Raw genomic sequence first — 16,601 nt, 5'->3', positions numbered from 1 at the left:
TCATACCGGTTCCCTGGTTAAAATCGACTGATAATAGGCAACGGGCGGCATACCCGTGGCTGTATACATCTGATCCGGGTGATCTATTTCCCACCACCAGCTATATGAAACTACATCCATATTTGATGGCCTATCTATCTCATTAGCTACAATAGATGAAAGCCGCTCCAATGCGGCAACCAGTTCTGCCACAACAGATCGCTCCAGCAAAGCTGTGTAGAGCTGGTCCACCTGTTTACGACCATGCAGAGCCGCAACCTGCTCATCAAGTATCGCTAACACGACCATGTTAAGCAGCGACTTATCCAGCCTTGATAGATCAACCTGCCCCTCGATAAACACGCCACTGAACAGCGGAAAATAACGCCCGACTCTGTCTACACTAGGTATCATGACGCCATAAAATGTCGCCGAAGCCGGGCATTGGGTTTGCAATACACATCCGCAAGGATTGGCGTTAAGAAAGGCTGGCAACCATTGTTCCCGCCCTAGTTCCTGCTCTGTTGCAGATAACACCTGCACCGACCATTGGTGCAGAGCGGTTTCTATTCCAGCAGGAAAATTCAACAACACATAATCTGAATGTGCAGGTAGCTTTCCGTAGATTGCAATATTAAAGTTCATTAATTGCACCTGATGGACTTGAACAAATTAGCGTCAAACGGGTTATAGACACTGCCTGCAACCAGTTCAAAATTAAAACGATGACCTGAACGGGTAGAAAACTCGATGAGGTAGCGTTCACTATCAATGCGTGTCATGCGCCCCTGGTCAAACAGCCTGAATAATGACCAGTCGCCCTGCTCAGTAATGGCTTCAGTGTTCTGATCCATCTCAATAACCAAACGCGAAAAAGACTGGGTGGACAAATTCGATGATGGCCAGTCAAAACGACGGCCTAACTTCGGGCCATGCGCATAACTGAGTTCCTCGTTATCAATCACCAGGGTAATCTTCAGTATTTCCGGATCGACATCGCGGGGAACCAATTCAAAACTGAGAGAAGGTGTATCCCCCGCGGCCCAAAAAACATATTTTGAATACGATTACTTAACTCGACTTGCCTAAGCAAGGTGTTCACCCCAGCTGACTCAAAGCCTGTCACCTGCTGCCAACGCCAGGGTGAACGGGAACGGTCCACATAAGGAGACAAATAGTCCTCAAAATACCCATCAACTATGCCACCGCTGGCAAAATAGCTCGCCAGATCCCTCAGGGTGATTTCACGATTAGCATCGGATGCAAAAGGATAGCGACCTTCAATCATGTCGCGACAAGCAGGTACAACATTACTTGCCCACTGGTTTTGAATATAACTACGTGCCTGCGACCCGGTTTCCGCTTTGGCTGAGTCCAGTAGTTGAGCAAGCCAGGTAGACAGGGGTTTGGGCAAATTGGCAATTTCCATCTCCAATTGCGATACGACCTCTCCCATTCCCTGATGGCTGCTGGCTCGCATCCAGGCTGAACGTTCAGCATTTACTGAGTGCTGCAGTCCCTGCAAAAATATTTTTAACGCGTCCAACTGGGAAAATAGTGCCGAAAGTCGTTCAGGCTCCTCAGCGTCTGAAGAAGTGGCAAAAAGGTTAATCCGGGCAAAAATTGGTAGCACTTCTAACGACACCAGTTCCATTAGGTCGTCGTTGAGCACGGCCAATGCAACGGATCCCTGCTGATAATTCTCTGAGTTAGCTGCTGCGCTTACAGAGGTAAAGAAGGTTGAAAACTCCGTATTCGCTCTGACAAGACCAAGGAGTTGTTTGATGGGCGAGGACTCACCGGTAAGCAAGTCAATGGCACGTGCTTTAGCCTGTACATCGTTAATATTATCCAGTTGAATGGCATGCAGGGTATCCAGCCAGACTTGCTGGTATTTCTGTAGATACTGTCTGAAAAGCTCAGCCTTGTAACGCTCTGCAAGCGTCTGGTCATAACCTAAAATACTGGCGTCTTCTTCCAACAATCTATCCAGAAAACCCGACTGCTGTGCAAAATAGCGCTGCGCACCAACACGGTATAGAGCCCGCCAATCAGAACTTCCTGAATGCTTTTGCCTTCTACCGCAAAAATCAGTACACCGTTATTTCCTACCAGATCCAGCAAACGGTAACCTTGACTGACTGAATCATGGGCAGCATGCGACTCAATCTGCTCCAGCAACCTTAAGGATACGGGTTGTTGCAGCAGGCGCCGCTGAGCCAGCTGAACCAACTCTGAACTCAGTGATGGGTAATAATGTGCAGGCAATATACTGATTAATTTTTCTACATGGCTCTCCAATGTATCGCGGGAAGCACTGTCGTAGTGGCGAAAACGGGATTGAATATACCAACTAACAAACGCTTGATCTGTTTCAACTTCTCCACCTAATACCTGATAAAATTTCAAGTCATCAAACAGTCCTTCCTCCTGACGCAACAGCCGCTCTTCAAGGTGGAAAACCAACCTTGGTAGCAATAAATTGATCAGGGAGCGTTCATATAATCTGACAGACTCTGCATGCATTTTACCTGTCTGATTCAAACCAAAACCGGACATAACAGGACGCTCAGCATTCCAGCTTCCATGACCAAATGGAATATCTCGTGATGTATTCAGAATGGGCAGGACATGTTTGATGTCATGATCAGATTCCTGAACCGTTTGACGCTGTTCTTCCACCTGAGCAATAGCTTGATTGAACTGCTGCAGCTGCTGCGTGTTTTGCGTAAAGCTGTGATACCAAAAGGCAGTTATGCCAATGCAGACAGCCAGTAACGCCGCATAACTGCCAAGATAGAGCATCGAACGAATCTTTTCGAATCGGGCATTATGACCAGCCAGACCCGCTTCCTTAAATACCACATCATTGAGTAAATTTTTGATGAAATAGCTTTTACCCTGTCGCCCTCCTGCTCCACGCGTGCGCCCAAGATGGGCGGACAGGCCACTAATTACTCTATCCAGAACTGTGCCATCTTGTATGCCACTGGTGAAGTACACGCCGCGCAACATCAGATCGGTTTCAAACCGTGTAGGCTTGAAACTGGTATCCAAGAGCAGACTAATTCGATCCTGCAAAGATGCCATCATGCGCGGGAACATGTAGATACTGTCTCGTTTGGTCAGGTCCGCTTCGTTTTTAAGTCCATCAAGCACTTTGAGCTGCAAACGTTCAGTCAGGAGCTTATGCTCCACCAGATAACGACTGACCGGATCATCCTGCTGGTCTGCTATTTTGAACGTGGTACCCCAAACCTGCTCTCGCCCTTCGCTATCCAGATGACCGAAAAACTCTTCAAAGCCAGGTAGCAAGTCCAACTTGGTAAACACCAAATACACTGGAAACTCTATTTTTAACTTCTCATAAAGCTCATATATCCTTTTTTTGATTAACAAAGCATCCGAGACAATATCGGCTTCGTCTTTGCGCACCAAATCTTCAATGCTATAGGCAACAACAATGCCATTAATTGGCTTACGCTTGCGGTACTTTGCCAACAGAGACAAAAAGGTATTCCAATCCTGCTTGTCTCTGGCCTGTTGATTATCCTGAGTAGTGAAGCGACCCGCGGTATCCACCAGAATGGCTTGATCGGTAAACCACCAATCACAGTTTTTGGTACCACCTACACCCCGTATCGATGCACCGAACTGATCCAGCAGCGGAAAATGCAGACCTGAGTTGATTAAAGCCGTAGTTTTTCCAGATCCGGGCGGACCAATCAACATATACCAGGGTAGGTTGTATAGATAATTTCCGCCGGCACCCGGCCCTTTCTGCCTTTTAAGTAAGCGGATTGCATCTTCAAACTTGGTTTTGAACTCGGCTTCATTGGCGTTATCGGCTTTATCGTTCAGGCCATCAGGGGAGCTTTCGCCATCCCCTGACCCAGTTGATCGTTACGCTTTCTGGCCAGCACCCAGGTCCGGACTTTATAGACCAGTGCCACGGCAAACATCGTAAAAATCATACTTCCGCGTGCTAACGCCGATTGGAAAGGGTTACTGTTGCCAATTGACAGAGCAGGTAACACAAACCAGATAATCGCCGCTAATATCAGCAGAGCAAGCAAGCCCAGTAGCCCGCCTATATTCCGAAAAATCCCTAGAAATATCCTCATGCTGATTTCCCTATCCTCAACGCCATTCTGAATTTGGTAACAACACCAGTTCTACCCGACGATTCTGGGCACGACCCGCTGGTGTATCATTGCCCGCTACTGGATGAGTATCGGCCTTAGCATCTATGCTATAGCGCCCCAGCTCATTCCCCGCGCGTTCCAACAATGCCTTGACCTGCTCTGCACGCGCCTGAGATAGATGCCAGTTGGATGGAAAGCGAAGTGTATTGATTGGAATACTGTCGGTATGCCCTTCAATGATAATTCGCCCTTCAACATCCATCAGCGCAGTACCAATATGGTTGAGCAGAGTCGCATAATCCGGCTCTACATCCGCACTGCCTGAGCGAAACAACTGATCGGTGTTGATGACGATGCGAATCTGGTTCTGACGATCATTCAGGCTCACCTGCCGCCGCTCGACCTCACGTTCTAACAAGCGATTGATTCGTACCAGTACCGATTCATCGACTTCAGGAACCTGTACCTGAAAATCACCATGCTGTTCTGTTAAGGTTCGCGAGGCATTCAGCAGTGAGAAGCTCGACTGATCGTTTACCCGTATAAGCAGATAGAAATACACCACGCACATAATGGCGAGCAGGAAAACTGCCAGGACCCATAAGGCAATGTATTGCGAATCTTCTCCGCAACCACTTCTTCGCCTTTCCAATGAATCGAAACTGGCTTGGGAATCGCACCACGAATCTGAGTGATGGTGCGGAACAAGCCATTTTTAAGTTCTTGTAATTTACTTGCACGGTCAGGCTCAATTGCAAATTTACCCTCAAACCCCAGCGCCAGGCAGATATATATCAACTCAAGCAAATCAATATTATTTCTTGGGCTCTTTTCAAGATTACCCAAGATGACGAAAAAATTTTCGCCCCCCCAGGTCTCAGCATGAAAGTAACTTAGCAGGCTATGGCGACTCCAGTTGTTCTTGGCACCCAACGGAGTGTTCAACACAAACTCATCGGCCGTGGCACAGAGTAGATAGCGGGCAATCTCGACATCCTTGGAGTCTACATTGGCTTCGTAGGCTTTTTTCTCAAATATTTTAATCAACTCGATGAGCTTCATTTTGAGTGCTTCTGCGCTCAATTGGGTCTCGTAGTTGCGAATCGACGGTAACATCGCCAGTATTTCAAACGCGGCATTTTCGAGCAGGTTCAGCCCGCTGCTCAGCGATGAAATTTCCTCTATTGCCATAATAGATCCAACTGTACGCGCCGGTTGAATCTGCTCATAGTCAATCTGACCTCTCCCACCCGGGGTAGGTATCATGACTGTTCTATCACCACTAAAACCCATACACCGTTCCTGTGTTACTGTTTAATCGCCCAAAGATCCATTTTCAGTTCGGGAAACTGCTCCCCAATATGTAGTGCAATTGCCCGGTTAGTCCGAATGGCTTCCCATAGACGTCCTTGTGCTTGAAGCTCAAAGTAGACTGCGCCACCGTAGTAGGGTATTTGTCTCGGCGCTACAGGCATCGGCTCAATACGAATACCGGGCAGCTGTCGATTCACCAGTTGCGTGATATGCTCTACAGGCCCTATTTTCAGATGGGTAGGAAACTTGCTTCTGAGTGTTTCTTTGGGCAAGTCCGAAGATACAACCAATACATAAGAGCGCTCACTCAACTCCTCACCCGGGATCATGCCAATACGCACGCCATAGCTTTTTACCTCAAGCTCGATCCGGTAAGCATTTTGCTCCAGCAGGGTGTTCAATGAGCGATTCAACTCCAGCATCAGCTCATCAAAGCAGGCCTTGAGATCCTGATGGTTATAGCCAACCAGTTCCATTAATGAACGCGAGTCTGAGGTAAAGGTGGCGAGCTCTGCCGCAAGACTGAGTCCTTGCTCATAGATTTCGAGTGGATGAAGCCTGCCCAAACGCCCATAATGCTCAAACAAGGCCTTATAACGATTAGCAATCTGCAGCAACATCAAATCAGATATATCTGCAGCTGCTTCAGTCCCAGCATTCAAGATACGTTGTGAGTACAACTGACTGCGCAGGGACAAGAGCCCAGTGATTTCCCGCACATATCCCTGAAGGTTCGGATCGGATACAACAAATAGCGTGGGTGGAATAAACCGCCTGTCCAGACGAATCTCATTACCTGCCACAGAATGCACCTGAGCAATCGGAATCACGGTATTCTGCTGATGCGTAATACGTTCTGGCTGAAGCCGAATTTTCTTATGGGCAACCTCTATATCAGCGGCACTGTTGGTATCTGCCACCACATCGGTAAACTGCTGGGTTTCGATCCGAAAGCGGGCATTACTGGCCGTTCTCTGTAGTCGATCCATATCAACACTGCCATTTTTCCACAACGGCAAGCACAGATTAATCCGATCACCGTCCTGCAACTCGCTGATATCCAGTGCATCCGGCAGGGTATCCGTACCAGGCATATCAAAAGGAGTGCCATCTTCAAAAATTCCGCTGCACTCACGAACCAGCACCTTGCCGATTTTTAACGCGCCATCATCCAGTGAGAGACTGGTAATTCCCCAGGCATAACCGCTCAGCGCTGTGGTTTTCAGGTTGATCAGTTTTTCAAAATATCGGTCCTGCTGCTGAAAATGCTGCGGACGAATAAACATGCCTTCAGTCCAGGCAACCTTTTTATGCCAACTCATCGAAATACTTCCTTTTAATTTTCGAATGTAACCACTTTACCTTCTAGATTCACACGTAACTGAACATGGTTATTCAGGCTGAGGTATTTACCCAGAAATCCTCGGTTGTCTCCGACCTGAATAACATCACGCCAATTGGCATTATCTATATCCTGAAACGCAGCAATGACACCGACAAAACGCACATACTCATCAATTTCGAACAGAATTGTTTCACGGCCACCCGGACGAATAACAACAGTTTTTGCCAAATCCGAAACGCTTGCGGCCCTATGATTATGAAATTCGAAATAATCGGCACGTACAAATTCTGATTCGCGCTCCATAAGAAACACCTGTACCTCGACAGGAAAAGATTGATTCAGACTATTTGGATTAAGATGCGCATCAGCAATCAATTCAACACTGACAAAAAACTTACCTTCCTGACTACCGATGATACGCATGGCATCCAATGCACTGCAGCCCGACAGCACGCTGAACAACCCCAATAACAACCAACGCTGGCTAACTGTCATGATTAAGCTTTTTAAGTTGATCTTCATATGCCATACCAAACTCCTTGATAAAAAATCCCTGCAGATCATCAGACATACTCGCCTTCAAGGTTTCATAAAAATCTTTATACTCTTCCCAGCAATTCACTTTTTTCAATCCTGGCATACCCGTGAGATGGCGAGGCTTACGCTGAAATTGTGTTTCCAGCGATTCGGGATCGAGGCGTTTCAGCAGTTTAAACAACGCTTCCTGAACACCTGACATCATCGCCAGCTGATGGGCCTGTATATCAGCAAAGCTTTCCTCTATAGCCTTATCACCTGCCTGATAAGCCTGCCCATCAGAAAACAAAATTATGTTCAGTGCTTCGCGACCAGTAGGGGAAAATTTGAATGGATTGTTATCGGTTGGCTGAATCATAGTCTGCTGCAAACGAAACTCGCCCTTTACCAGCGAACGTGTTGCTAACGCCTGTATCATGCCATTAGCAAAGGTTTTAAGCAGAGAGCCGAGCCGGTCAGCCAACATCGGCGAATCTTTAAGTAGTGATGGGTCCAAACCAGCGGACTGTAAAACTCGCTTTAACATTGCCGCATCAGACAGCAAATCAGTCTGTGCAACTGAAGCCGCTGGTGCTGGTGCTGGTGTTGGTGTTGGTGTTGGTGTTGGCTCTAATTGTGTTACTACCGCCGCTGACAAAGGAGCAACGGCGTTTTCAGCGTCTATTTCTAGCGCTTCGGGTTCGGATTCAGCTAGGGGAGCAAGGGCTGCAAACACATCTTCTTCGCTATCTGTCGGCGCTTCTGGCAGATCCACTAGAACCTTGGGCTCTGTTGCTACAGCATCCATGGTAAGGAACCAGTCATCCGGCAGCACCGGTTGATGATCAGGCAAGGATGTAGGCCGAGATGTCGTTAAACTGACACGCTCAGGGCTCAAATGATCATCAGAGGTTTTTATATCTGCTGAGGTGGAAACAACCGATGCGGCTGTCGAGGTATTTGCTAGCGCCGCCGTTAAGCCACTACCGGCATGCTCGCTGGAATGAAAAGCTACCGCATCGGCTGGTCGGCCAACTGGCTGATCAATCGACACACTGATTCTGTAGTCACCCATTCGGATCAGCGAACCATGTTTCAGCACAGCACTACGACCACGGCCTAAAGGGGTATCCTGGCTATCCAGATACACACCATTAGTGCTCAGATCAGTAATGATAAAGCTATCATTTTTGCGACTGACAATGCAGTGCTTACCGGATAAGTGCAAATTTTCATCGGGGAGAACCCAGTGATTGTCAGCCCCCCTCCCAATCGAGAGTAGCTCACTTTCCAACTGGATTGAACATCTGTCTTTCAGTTGTAATTGCTGTTCACTGATAACTTTCAGTTCCATCAGCATCTCGAACTCCTTTCAAGCTCCATTCAAACCTGCACATACCACAGGCTCTGCTTTAACTCAACGCCCTGACATACTTCCCAGATTGCCAGACTTAACGATGACGGGAGATTCTACCATCCACTACCAGACCTGTGGCAAATATAAATTGACTTTTTTACGATTCAAATCAAAAAAGGCCCCAAAAAGGGGCCTTAAATCATCTATCAAAGCGTTTTAGATCAAAGCAACAAACGCCGAATATCGCTGAGCAGGCCATTCAGCTCTGTCAGGAAACGACCCGCATCACTACCATTAATGGCACGGTGATCATAGGAAAGACACAGCGGTAACATCAGGCGCGCTTCAAACTCTTTACCGTTCCAGCGTGGTTTGATATCGGCTTTGGAAACACCCAGAATAGCCACTTCAGGCGCATTCACGATAGGTGTAAAACCGGTACCGCCTATGCCACCCAAGCTAGAGATGGTAAAGCAGGCGCCCTGCATCTCATTGGGTTTAAGCTTGCGATCTTTCGCCTTACCTGCCAGCTCAGCCGCTTCTTTGGACAGATCATAAACGCTCTTCTTGTCAGCGTCTTTGATGACCGGCACCATCAAGCCATTCGGAGTATCCACAGCCAGTCCGATGTTGACGTACTTTTTGTACACCACATGTTCACCATCCGCGTGCAAAGATGCATTGAACTTCTGATGACGAGACAGTGCAAGCGCGCAGGCTTTGATCAGGAAAGGCAGCGGCGTCAGCTTCACACCTGACTTCAATGCTTCTTCCTTCATTTCCTTGCGGAAGGCTTCCAGCGCGGTGATATCGGCATCATCAAATTGTGTCACATGCGGAATATTCAGCCAGCAACGCGCCATATTATCGCGGGTCAGGCGAGCAATTTTGCTTAACTTGACCATCTCGATTTCACCAAACTGGCTGAAATCGACTTCAGGTATGGCAGGTATACCGGAACCACCACTAATGGCGGCTTGCGGCTTATCGGCAACCTGTTGCAACGCTGTTTTAACGTAGAGCTGTACATCTTCTTTGAGAATACGGTTTTTTGGTCCCGTGCCACTCACTTTAGACAGATCTACACCGAACTCACGTGCCAGGGCACGCACAGCCGGGCCAGCATGTACCTGACGGTTGCTCTTTTCCAGTGCATTCAGATCAGCTACGGGCGCGGCTTTTGCTGCGGCAGGCGCAGGCTCAGCAGCAGCCGCTTTAGGTGCAGCTGGCTTTTCCTCTGCGGGTTTAGCCGCAGGAGCAGGAGCACTGCCAGCAACTTCAAGCTCCAGCAACAGGTCATTTTCATTAACCTTGTCACCTTCCTTGATGTGCATCGCCTTAATCACACCCGACATGGGTGCAGGCACTTCCATCGATGCTTTGTCGGTTTCCAGTGTAATCAGACTGTCGCCTTCACTGACACTGTCACCCGCCTTGACCAATACTTCAATAACGTCCACATCTGTGGCACCACTGAGATCCGGAATCAGTACTTTTTCCACACCACCTGAAGCAGCTGGTGCTGGAGCACTGGCTTCTTTAGCGGGTTCAGCCTCAGTTGCAGGGGCATCAGCCGATGTAGGCGCGGGTGCCGCAGAACCCTCGACTTCAAGCTCCAGTAACAAGTCATTTTCGTTAACCTTGTCACCTTCCTTGATGTGCATCGCCTTAATCACACCCGCCATAGGCGCAGGCACTTCCATCGACGCCTTGTCAGTTTCCAGTGTAATCAGGCTATCGCCTTCGCTAACACTGTCACCCACCTTGACCAACACTTCGATGACATCAACATCGTCAGCGCCACTCAGATCGGGGATCAAGACTTTTTCAACACCGCCAGAGGCGGCCGGGGCTGCAGAAGCTGGTGCTGGTGCTGGTGCTGGTGCAGCTTCAGCCGCCGGTTTTTCAGCCGCTGGTTCTGCCGCTGCTTGTTCACCGGCCTCCACTTCCAATTCAACAACAGCATCACCTTCACTGCAGGTATCACCTTCTTTCAGTAATACCTTGGTGATTTTGCCTGCGGCTGTGGATGGAACCTCCATCGAGGCTTTATCGGTTTCCAGTACAATCAGGGAATCGCCTTCGGCTACCACATCACCCTCTTTGACACAGAGTTCAATGATATCGACGCATCATAACCACCAATGTCTGGAACTGTTACAGTAATTTTACTCACAATCGTATCCTCTCGCTTAACCAGTCAGAAGTGCCTGTATCACACGGTCCAGGGGGCCGGCTTTTCAGGGTTAATGTTGAACTTCTGCATGGCCTTGGCGACGACGGACGCCTCCAGCTTGCCATCTTCCTGCAGCGCCTTGAGTGCCGCAACCACAACATAGTGTCGATTCACTTCGAAGAACTCACGCAGTTTGGCGCGGGTATCGGAACGGCCAAAGCCATCAGTACCCAGCACCTTGTAACGGCGTGGAATATATTCACGCAACTGATCGGCGTACATACGCATATAGTCAGTTGATGCGACCACCGGACCTTCCCGCCCTTTCAGGCACTGCTCCACATAGGATTCACGGGGCTGCTCTTCGGGGTGCAACATATTCCAGCGGTAAACCGCTTGAGCGTCACGACGTAGCTCGTTGATTGAGGTGGTGCTCCAAACGTCAGCTTCAACACCAAATTCCTCACGCAGAATAGTCGCGGCTTCGCGGACTTCACGCAGAATTGAACCACAACCCATCAGTTGTACGCGCAATTCGGCTTTCTTACCTTCATCAAGCAGGTACATCCCCTTGATGATGCCTTCTTCTGCACCGGCGGGCATATCTGGATGCTGATAGTTTTCATTCAGCGTTGTCACGTAGTAGAACTTGTTTTCCTGATCCTGGAACATCCGCTTCAGACCGTCCTGAATAATCACGGTCAATTCATAGCTGTAAGTCGGATCATAGCTGACACAGTTGGGAATCATCTGCGCCATCAAGTGGCTGTGACCATCCTGATGCTGCAAACCCTCACCATTCAGTGTGGTACGGCCAGACGTGGCCCCTATCAGGAAGCCGCGCGCCTGGGAATCGCCAGCGGCCCAGGTCAAATCCATCACCCGCTGGAAACCAAACATGGAATAGAAAATATAGAAAGGAATCACCGGGCAGTTGTTGTTACTGTATGAAGTGGCACAGGCCAACCAGGCACTAAACGCACCTGATTCGTTGATACCTTCTTCCAGTATCTGACCGGTTTTTGATTCTTTGTAGAACATGATCTGGTCACGATCATGGGGTGTGTAACGCTGCCCCTGAGAGGTATAGATACCCAACTGGCGGAACATGCCTTCCATACCGAAGGTACGTGCTTCATCCGGCACAATGGGCACAACACGGTTGCCGATATTTTTATCTTTAACCAGCGTGCTCATTACCCGGTTCAACGCCATCTGCGTTGAAATTTCACGCTCACCAGTACCCTTGAGCTGACTGCTAAAGGTATCCAGCTCAGGTGTTTGCAGTTTTTCGAAACTGTTGCGTCGCGCCGGATAAAAACCACCCAGCTGTTTACGCCGCTCAAACATGTACTTCATTTCTGCCGATTCAGGCGATGGGCGGTAATAGGGTACAGTTTCCAATTGCTCATCTGTCAACGGAATATTGAAGTTGTCACGGAAGAGCTTAAGATCCTCCAGCGCCACTTTTTTCAGTGAGTGGGTATCGTTTTTAGCCTGCCCTGATTGCCCTGTACCATAACCCTTGACGGTTTGCGCCAGGATAACGGTAGGCTTGCCTTTATGACTCATCGCCTCATGATAGGCAGCGTATACTTTGTAAGGATCATGGCCTCCGCGGTTCAGGTTCATGATTTCCTGATCCGACATATCCTTGACCATTTCCAGAAGTTCAGGGTATTTGCCAAAGAAATGCTCACGGGTATAGGCCCCACCGTTAGCCTTGTAGTTCTGTAGCTCGCCATCGACGACTTCGTCCATGCGCTTCTGTAACAGACCTTGATGATCCTTTTCAAATAATGGATCCCAATGACGGCCCCATAAGCATTTGATTACATTCCATCCGGCACCGCGGAAAATGGATTCCAGCTCCTGCACGATTTTGCCATTACCGCGCACCGGGCCATCCAGGCGTTGCAGGTTACAGTTGACCACAAACACCAGGTTTTCCAACTGTTCACGACCCGCCAGTGAAATAGCCCCCAGGGACTCGGCTCATCACACTCACCATCGCCCAGGAAGGCCCAGACTTTACGGTTGCCACGCTTAACCAGGTCACGCGCTGACAGATAACGCATCACATGCGCCTGATAGATCGCCTGAATTGGCCCCAACCCCATAGACACAGTTGGGAACTGCCAGAAATTCGGCATCAACCAGGGATGCGGATAAGATGGCAGGCCGTTGCCATCGACTTCACGGCGGAAGTTATCCATCTGTTCTTCAGTCAAACGCCCTTCAAGGTAAGCACGGGCATAGATGCCCGGGGAAATATGCCCCTGAAAAAACACCATATCCGATTCACGATCGCCTTCCGGCCCATGAAAGAAATAGTTAAACCCTATGTCATACAGTGTAGCGGAGGATGAAAAACTGGATATATGTCCGCCAAGCGCATCATTGTTGTCATTGGCACGCATGACCATGGCCATGGCATTCCAGCGAATAAAAGAGCGTATACGACGCTCCATAAACAGATCGCCAGGCATCCGAACTTCATCACGCGGTGAGATGGTATTACAGTAAGGTGTTGTCAAGGAACCGGCTGCACCGAGTCCTATGTCTGAAGCTTTATGGCCTAGCTTCTTTAAAATAAAACGCGCCCTGTCATCACCCTCGTGCTTGGCAACTGACTCAAGCGCGTCCAGCCATTCTTGAGTTTCCAATGGATCCACATCTTCTCTTATATCGTGCACTTTGTATTCTCCGGCCAGTTGATAACTGTATTTATGAAAGCCTAGACGTATGCTGCATGTTTTGCATGCTGCACCGCACAGATTATTATGTAGTAATACTACCTTTTTTGGGATTTACTGTCCATATGAGCATATATTGCTATTAAATAGGCGCAAAAATAGGACTAATTGTAATAAATATACAAGAATTATTTTACTAACTAGCTGTTTTATCTTGCAGATTAAGATCAGCCCGACGTAAAGCACGCTCAACTCGGGTATTTTCTTTACCCTGTTCCAATAAGGCATCTTCGACATAGGCAAGATGGTCCTGAACTGCTTGCCTTGCAGCTACAGGGTCACCTACCTCAATGGCAGCGAGTAAAAGGCCATGCTGCTCATGTATGGTACGTCGATAATCCGCTTTAGGGTAAATTTTACTTAGGTTATCGCCAATATGATGACTCAGCAGACTAAACAGTGCCCGCATCATGTGCAAAAGCACTGTATTGTGCGTTGCAGCAGCGATTGAAAGGTGAAACTCTACGTCCGCACGCACCTCATTTTCAAAGTCACGCACATCATGACAACGCTGTAAATCCTCATAGCAATGGCGAATCTTCTGTTTATCCGCCGAAGTGCTGCGTAATGCGGCGTAGTATGCCGACACCCCCTCAAGCGCAGAACGAAATTCAAGTAAGTCATACTGTGCTTCCGGATGACTTTCAAACAAGGCCATCAATGGATCAGAAAAGCCTGATCCAAGCTTCTCTGCCACAAATGTCCCACCACCATGACGACTCGTCAGCAGCCCTTTGGCAACTAATTTTTGTACTGCTTCCCTTAATGAGGGCCGGGAAACACCAAATTTTACTGATAGTTCCCGTTCAGGTGGTAAGCGCTGTCCAGGACTCAATGCCCCCTCTAATATCATCTCTTCTATCTGCTGAATAATGGCATCAGATATTTTGGGCTGCCTGACACTTTTATAGACCATCGCACTAGCTACCTTTCACTGAACAACATCACAACAACGTCTAGATTGAAATCCAGAAGTATATCAAACTCGTGTTATATAGAATTTAACCACAAATGGCCTGACATGGCAGTCACTTAATCGTATAGTCAGCGATTCCTATGCGTAAACAGGTTGTTTTTATGGAAGTCACTGCTTGGATGGTCGCTGATCGTATATTTCAGACCATCTTCCCTTTATTGGCCATCGTACTGATCGGTTTCATTTATGCTAGAAAGCGTCCGACAGACATGTCAGTCGCGAATAAAGCTAACATCGATATCTTCACGCCAGCACTGATCTTCTCAGTTATGTCGACTGAAAGTTTTGATCTGCCGAGCTACTATCCACTGGCCTTTGCTGCATTCGTTGTTATTCTTGCTTCCGGGTTACTGATATGGCCACTGTGTCGCTTTATCGGCGTCAAGCCTAAAACTTTCTTGCCCCCAATGATGTTTTCCAACAGCGGCAACCTGGGTATTCCATTGATTGTACTGGCTTTTGGGGAATCAGCCCTTCCCGCTGCCGTTGTCTTATTCCTGGTTGAAAATCTGCTGCACTTTACGCTGGGGCTGTATATTCTTGACCATAAAACCCGCTTACTTAACCTGCTACGCATGCCGATGATCATTGCAACTCTTGCAGGAGTTGCCTGGAGCTACTCCGATATGGTTCTGCCAGCGGCTTTACGCACTTTTGTTGATATGCTTGGACAGATCGCTATTCCACTCATGCTGTTTGCACTTGGAGTACGCATGACCAATATAGACTTTACTCACTGGAAAATTGGTCTGTGGGGTGCTGTACTGGCGCCACTGTCAGGCTTACTCGTTGCAGCAGCCTTACAACCCTTTTTACAACTCGAGCCACGTCATTTCGCCTACTTACTGCTGTTTGCAGCACTACCACCCGCTGTACTTAACTATATGGTTTCAGAACGCTATAACCAGGAACCTCATTTAGTAGCGGCCATCGTACTAATTGGCAATGTCGGCAGTTTACTGTTCATTCCAATCGTACTGGCCTTTACACTCTGACGGCAAAGGGGAACGTCTGCCGTCAGAGGATAACTGACTCAGTCGTCCTGTACCGCGACCTGCTCAACTTGCAGTAGATCACGATTGCGTTCCAGCGTCGCTGGACCTATGCCCTGCACCTGAGTCAGTTCTTCAACACTGACAAAGCTACCCTTTTCAGTACGGTAATCAACAATAGCCTGCGCCTTGGCCGGTCCTATGCCGGATAAAGCAGCGGCAATCTGTTCAGCACTGGCAGTATTTAGATCAATCGGCGTTGAAGCCGATAACGGAGCGGTAAAACATAAAGCAGCAGTTAGTGCCAAAGCACCAAGAAAAGATAGTTTCATTGTAAACCTCCATGTTTGAGAAACACGCCGGTCTCCAGACCAGCGCCTTAAACTTAATCGGATCAGCCTGACACACCAGCCTAAGATCAAAAAAACAGCAAATAGATTGACACAGATCAAACGCCGATCAGATAAATCCACCCGCATGAAGTTCACTCAGAATCTGGCGACAGCGATCGGCAGGCTTATCCGCACGCGTGATCGGTCGACCAATAACCAGATAATTACTACCCTGGCGCAAGGCCTCCAGTGGCGTCATGATACGACGCTGATCACCTGCATCGGCATCCAGGGGACGTATTCCAGGCGTAACCAACTTAAAGCTATCGGGTAACTGCTGACGCAACAATTTCGCTTCCTGTGCAGAACAGACCACTCCATCAAGACCGCACTCAGCGGTTAAACGTGCCAGACGCTGCACCTGCTGCTCTGGTGCAACAGCAATACCAATATCCTCAAGATCAGACTGCTCCATACTGGTCAGCACAGTCACAGCAATTAGCAGAGTCTGACAGTCTGACTGCTTATCCAGCACCTCACGTGCAGCCTGCATCATGCGCCGACCACCAGACGCATGCACATTAACCATCCAGACACCCAGCTCTGCAGCAGCCCTCACTGCACTGGCGGTGGTATTGGGTATATCGTGAAATTTAAGATCAAGAAATACATCAAAACCACGCAACTGCAGAGCTTCAACCACAGCTGGACCC

The 16,601-nt window shown here is 48.5% G+C and carries 14 protein-coding genes and 2 pseudogenes; 1 reads left to right on the top strand and 15 read right to left on the bottom strand.

Annotation, left to right across the window (positions count from 1 at the left end; translation table 11 throughout):
* From tagF to LH51_RS15160, 13 genes and pseudogenes are all read right to left on the bottom strand, one after another.
* Entirely contained in the window at positions 1-624 is a 624-nt protein-coding gene (tagF, locus tag LH51_RS15220) for a type VI secretion system-associated protein TagF (protein ID WP_036523706.1), read from the bottom strand.
* Positions 624-944, bottom strand: coding sequence for a type VI secretion IcmF C-terminal domain-containing protein (locus LH51_RS15215; RefSeq protein WP_235263773.1), 321 nt, complete (start codon positions 942-944; stop codon positions 624-626). Before LH51_RS15215 ends, tagF begins: the two co-directional genes overlap by 1 nt.
* 11 nt (positions 945-955) lie before the next feature.
* A complete protein-coding gene (locus LH51_RS23685; RefSeq protein WP_036523701.1) occupies positions 956-1,960 on the bottom strand; it encodes an ImcF-related family protein in 1,005 nt (334 codons plus the stop codon).
* Complete coding sequence (tssM, locus tag LH51_RS15205) at positions 1,936-3,840, bottom strand: type VI secretion system membrane subunit TssM (protein ID WP_081960851.1); 1,905 nt, start codon at positions 3,838-3,840, stop codon at positions 1,936-1,938. Before tssM ends, LH51_RS23685 begins: the two co-directional genes overlap by 25 nt.
* Positions 3,837-4,103, bottom strand: coding sequence for a hypothetical protein (locus LH51_RS15200; protein WP_036523695.1), 267 nt, complete (start codon positions 4,101-4,103; stop codon positions 3,837-3,839). The genes tssM and LH51_RS15200 overlap by 4 nt, the downstream gene beginning before the upstream one ends.
* A gap of 16 nt (positions 4,104-4,119) precedes the next feature.
* Positions 4,120-4,686 (bottom strand): type VI secretion system protein TssL, long form, encoded by a 567-nt coding sequence (tssL, locus tag LH51_RS15195; protein WP_036523692.1) that lies wholly within the window; start codon positions 4,684-4,686, stop codon positions 4,120-4,122.
* Positions 4,659-5,417 (bottom strand): type IVB secretion system protein IcmH/DotU, encoded by a 759-nt coding sequence (gene icmH / locus LH51_RS15190; RefSeq protein ID WP_052063837.1) that lies wholly within the window; start codon positions 5,415-5,417, stop codon positions 4,659-4,661. Before icmH ends, tssL begins: the two co-directional genes overlap by 28 nt.
* A gap of 14 nt (positions 5,418-5,431) precedes the next feature.
* Positions 5,432-6,760: a type VI secretion system baseplate subunit TssK gene (gene tssK / locus LH51_RS15185; RefSeq protein ID WP_036523689.1), complete on the bottom strand. Its 1,329-nt coding sequence runs from the start codon at positions 6,758-6,760 to the stop codon at positions 5,432-5,434.
* 14 nt (positions 6,761-6,774) lie between these two features.
* Positions 6,775-7,278: a type VI secretion system lipoprotein TssJ gene (gene tssJ, locus LH51_RS15180; RefSeq protein WP_160173744.1), complete on the bottom strand. Its 504-nt coding sequence runs from the start codon at positions 7,276-7,278 to the stop codon at positions 6,775-6,777.
* Positions 7,268-8,659, bottom strand: a complete 1,392-nt coding sequence (gene tagH, locus LH51_RS15175) for a type VI secretion system-associated FHA domain protein TagH (RefSeq protein WP_036523683.1) — start codon at positions 8,657-8,659, stop codon at positions 7,268-7,270. Before tagH ends, tssJ begins: the two co-directional genes overlap by 11 nt.
* A gap of 218 nt (positions 8,660-8,877) precedes the next feature.
* A pseudogene (aceF, locus tag LH51_RS15170) lies at positions 8,878-10,832 on the bottom strand (dihydrolipoyllysine-residue acetyltransferase).
* Between the two features lie 39 nt (positions 10,833-10,871).
* Positions 10,872-13,519 (bottom strand): annotated as a pseudogene (gene aceE, locus LH51_RS15165) (pyruvate dehydrogenase (acetyl-transferring), homodimeric type).
* 205 nt (positions 13,520-13,724) lie between these two features.
* Complete coding sequence (locus LH51_RS15160) at positions 13,725-14,504, bottom strand: FCD domain-containing protein (protein WP_036523680.1); 780 nt, start codon at positions 14,502-14,504, stop codon at positions 13,725-13,727.
* Positions 14,505-14,665: 161 nt separating this feature from the next.
* On the opposite strand from LH51_RS15160, the gene LH51_RS15155 reads away from it, so the two are divergent.
* Positions 14,666-15,559, top strand: a complete 894-nt coding sequence (locus tag LH51_RS15155; RefSeq protein ID WP_144244295.1) for an AEC family transporter — start codon at positions 14,666-14,668, stop codon at positions 15,557-15,559.
* 38 nt (positions 15,560-15,597) lie between these two features.
* Here the strand turns inward: LH51_RS15155 and LH51_RS15150 are convergent, their stop codons facing one another.
* The gene (locus LH51_RS15150; RefSeq protein WP_036523677.1) at positions 15,598-15,888 is read right to left on the bottom strand and encodes a ComEA family DNA-binding protein; all 291 of its coding nucleotides are present in this window, start codon (positions 15,886-15,888) and stop codon (positions 15,598-15,600) included.
* A gap of 127 nt (positions 15,889-16,015) precedes the next feature.
* A partial coding sequence (gene pyrF / locus LH51_RS15145; RefSeq protein WP_036523674.1) for an orotidine-5'-phosphate decarboxylase occupies positions 16,016-16,601 on the bottom strand: 586 nt, incomplete at its 5' end.

Origin of the sequence: Nitrincola sp. A-D6, from assembly GCF_000764495.1 — a bacterium.
In the GTDB taxonomy this organism is placed as follows: domain Bacteria; phylum Pseudomonadota; class Gammaproteobacteria; order Pseudomonadales; family Balneatricaceae; genus Nitrincola.
This window is presented reverse-complemented; position numbering and strand designations above follow the sequence as displayed.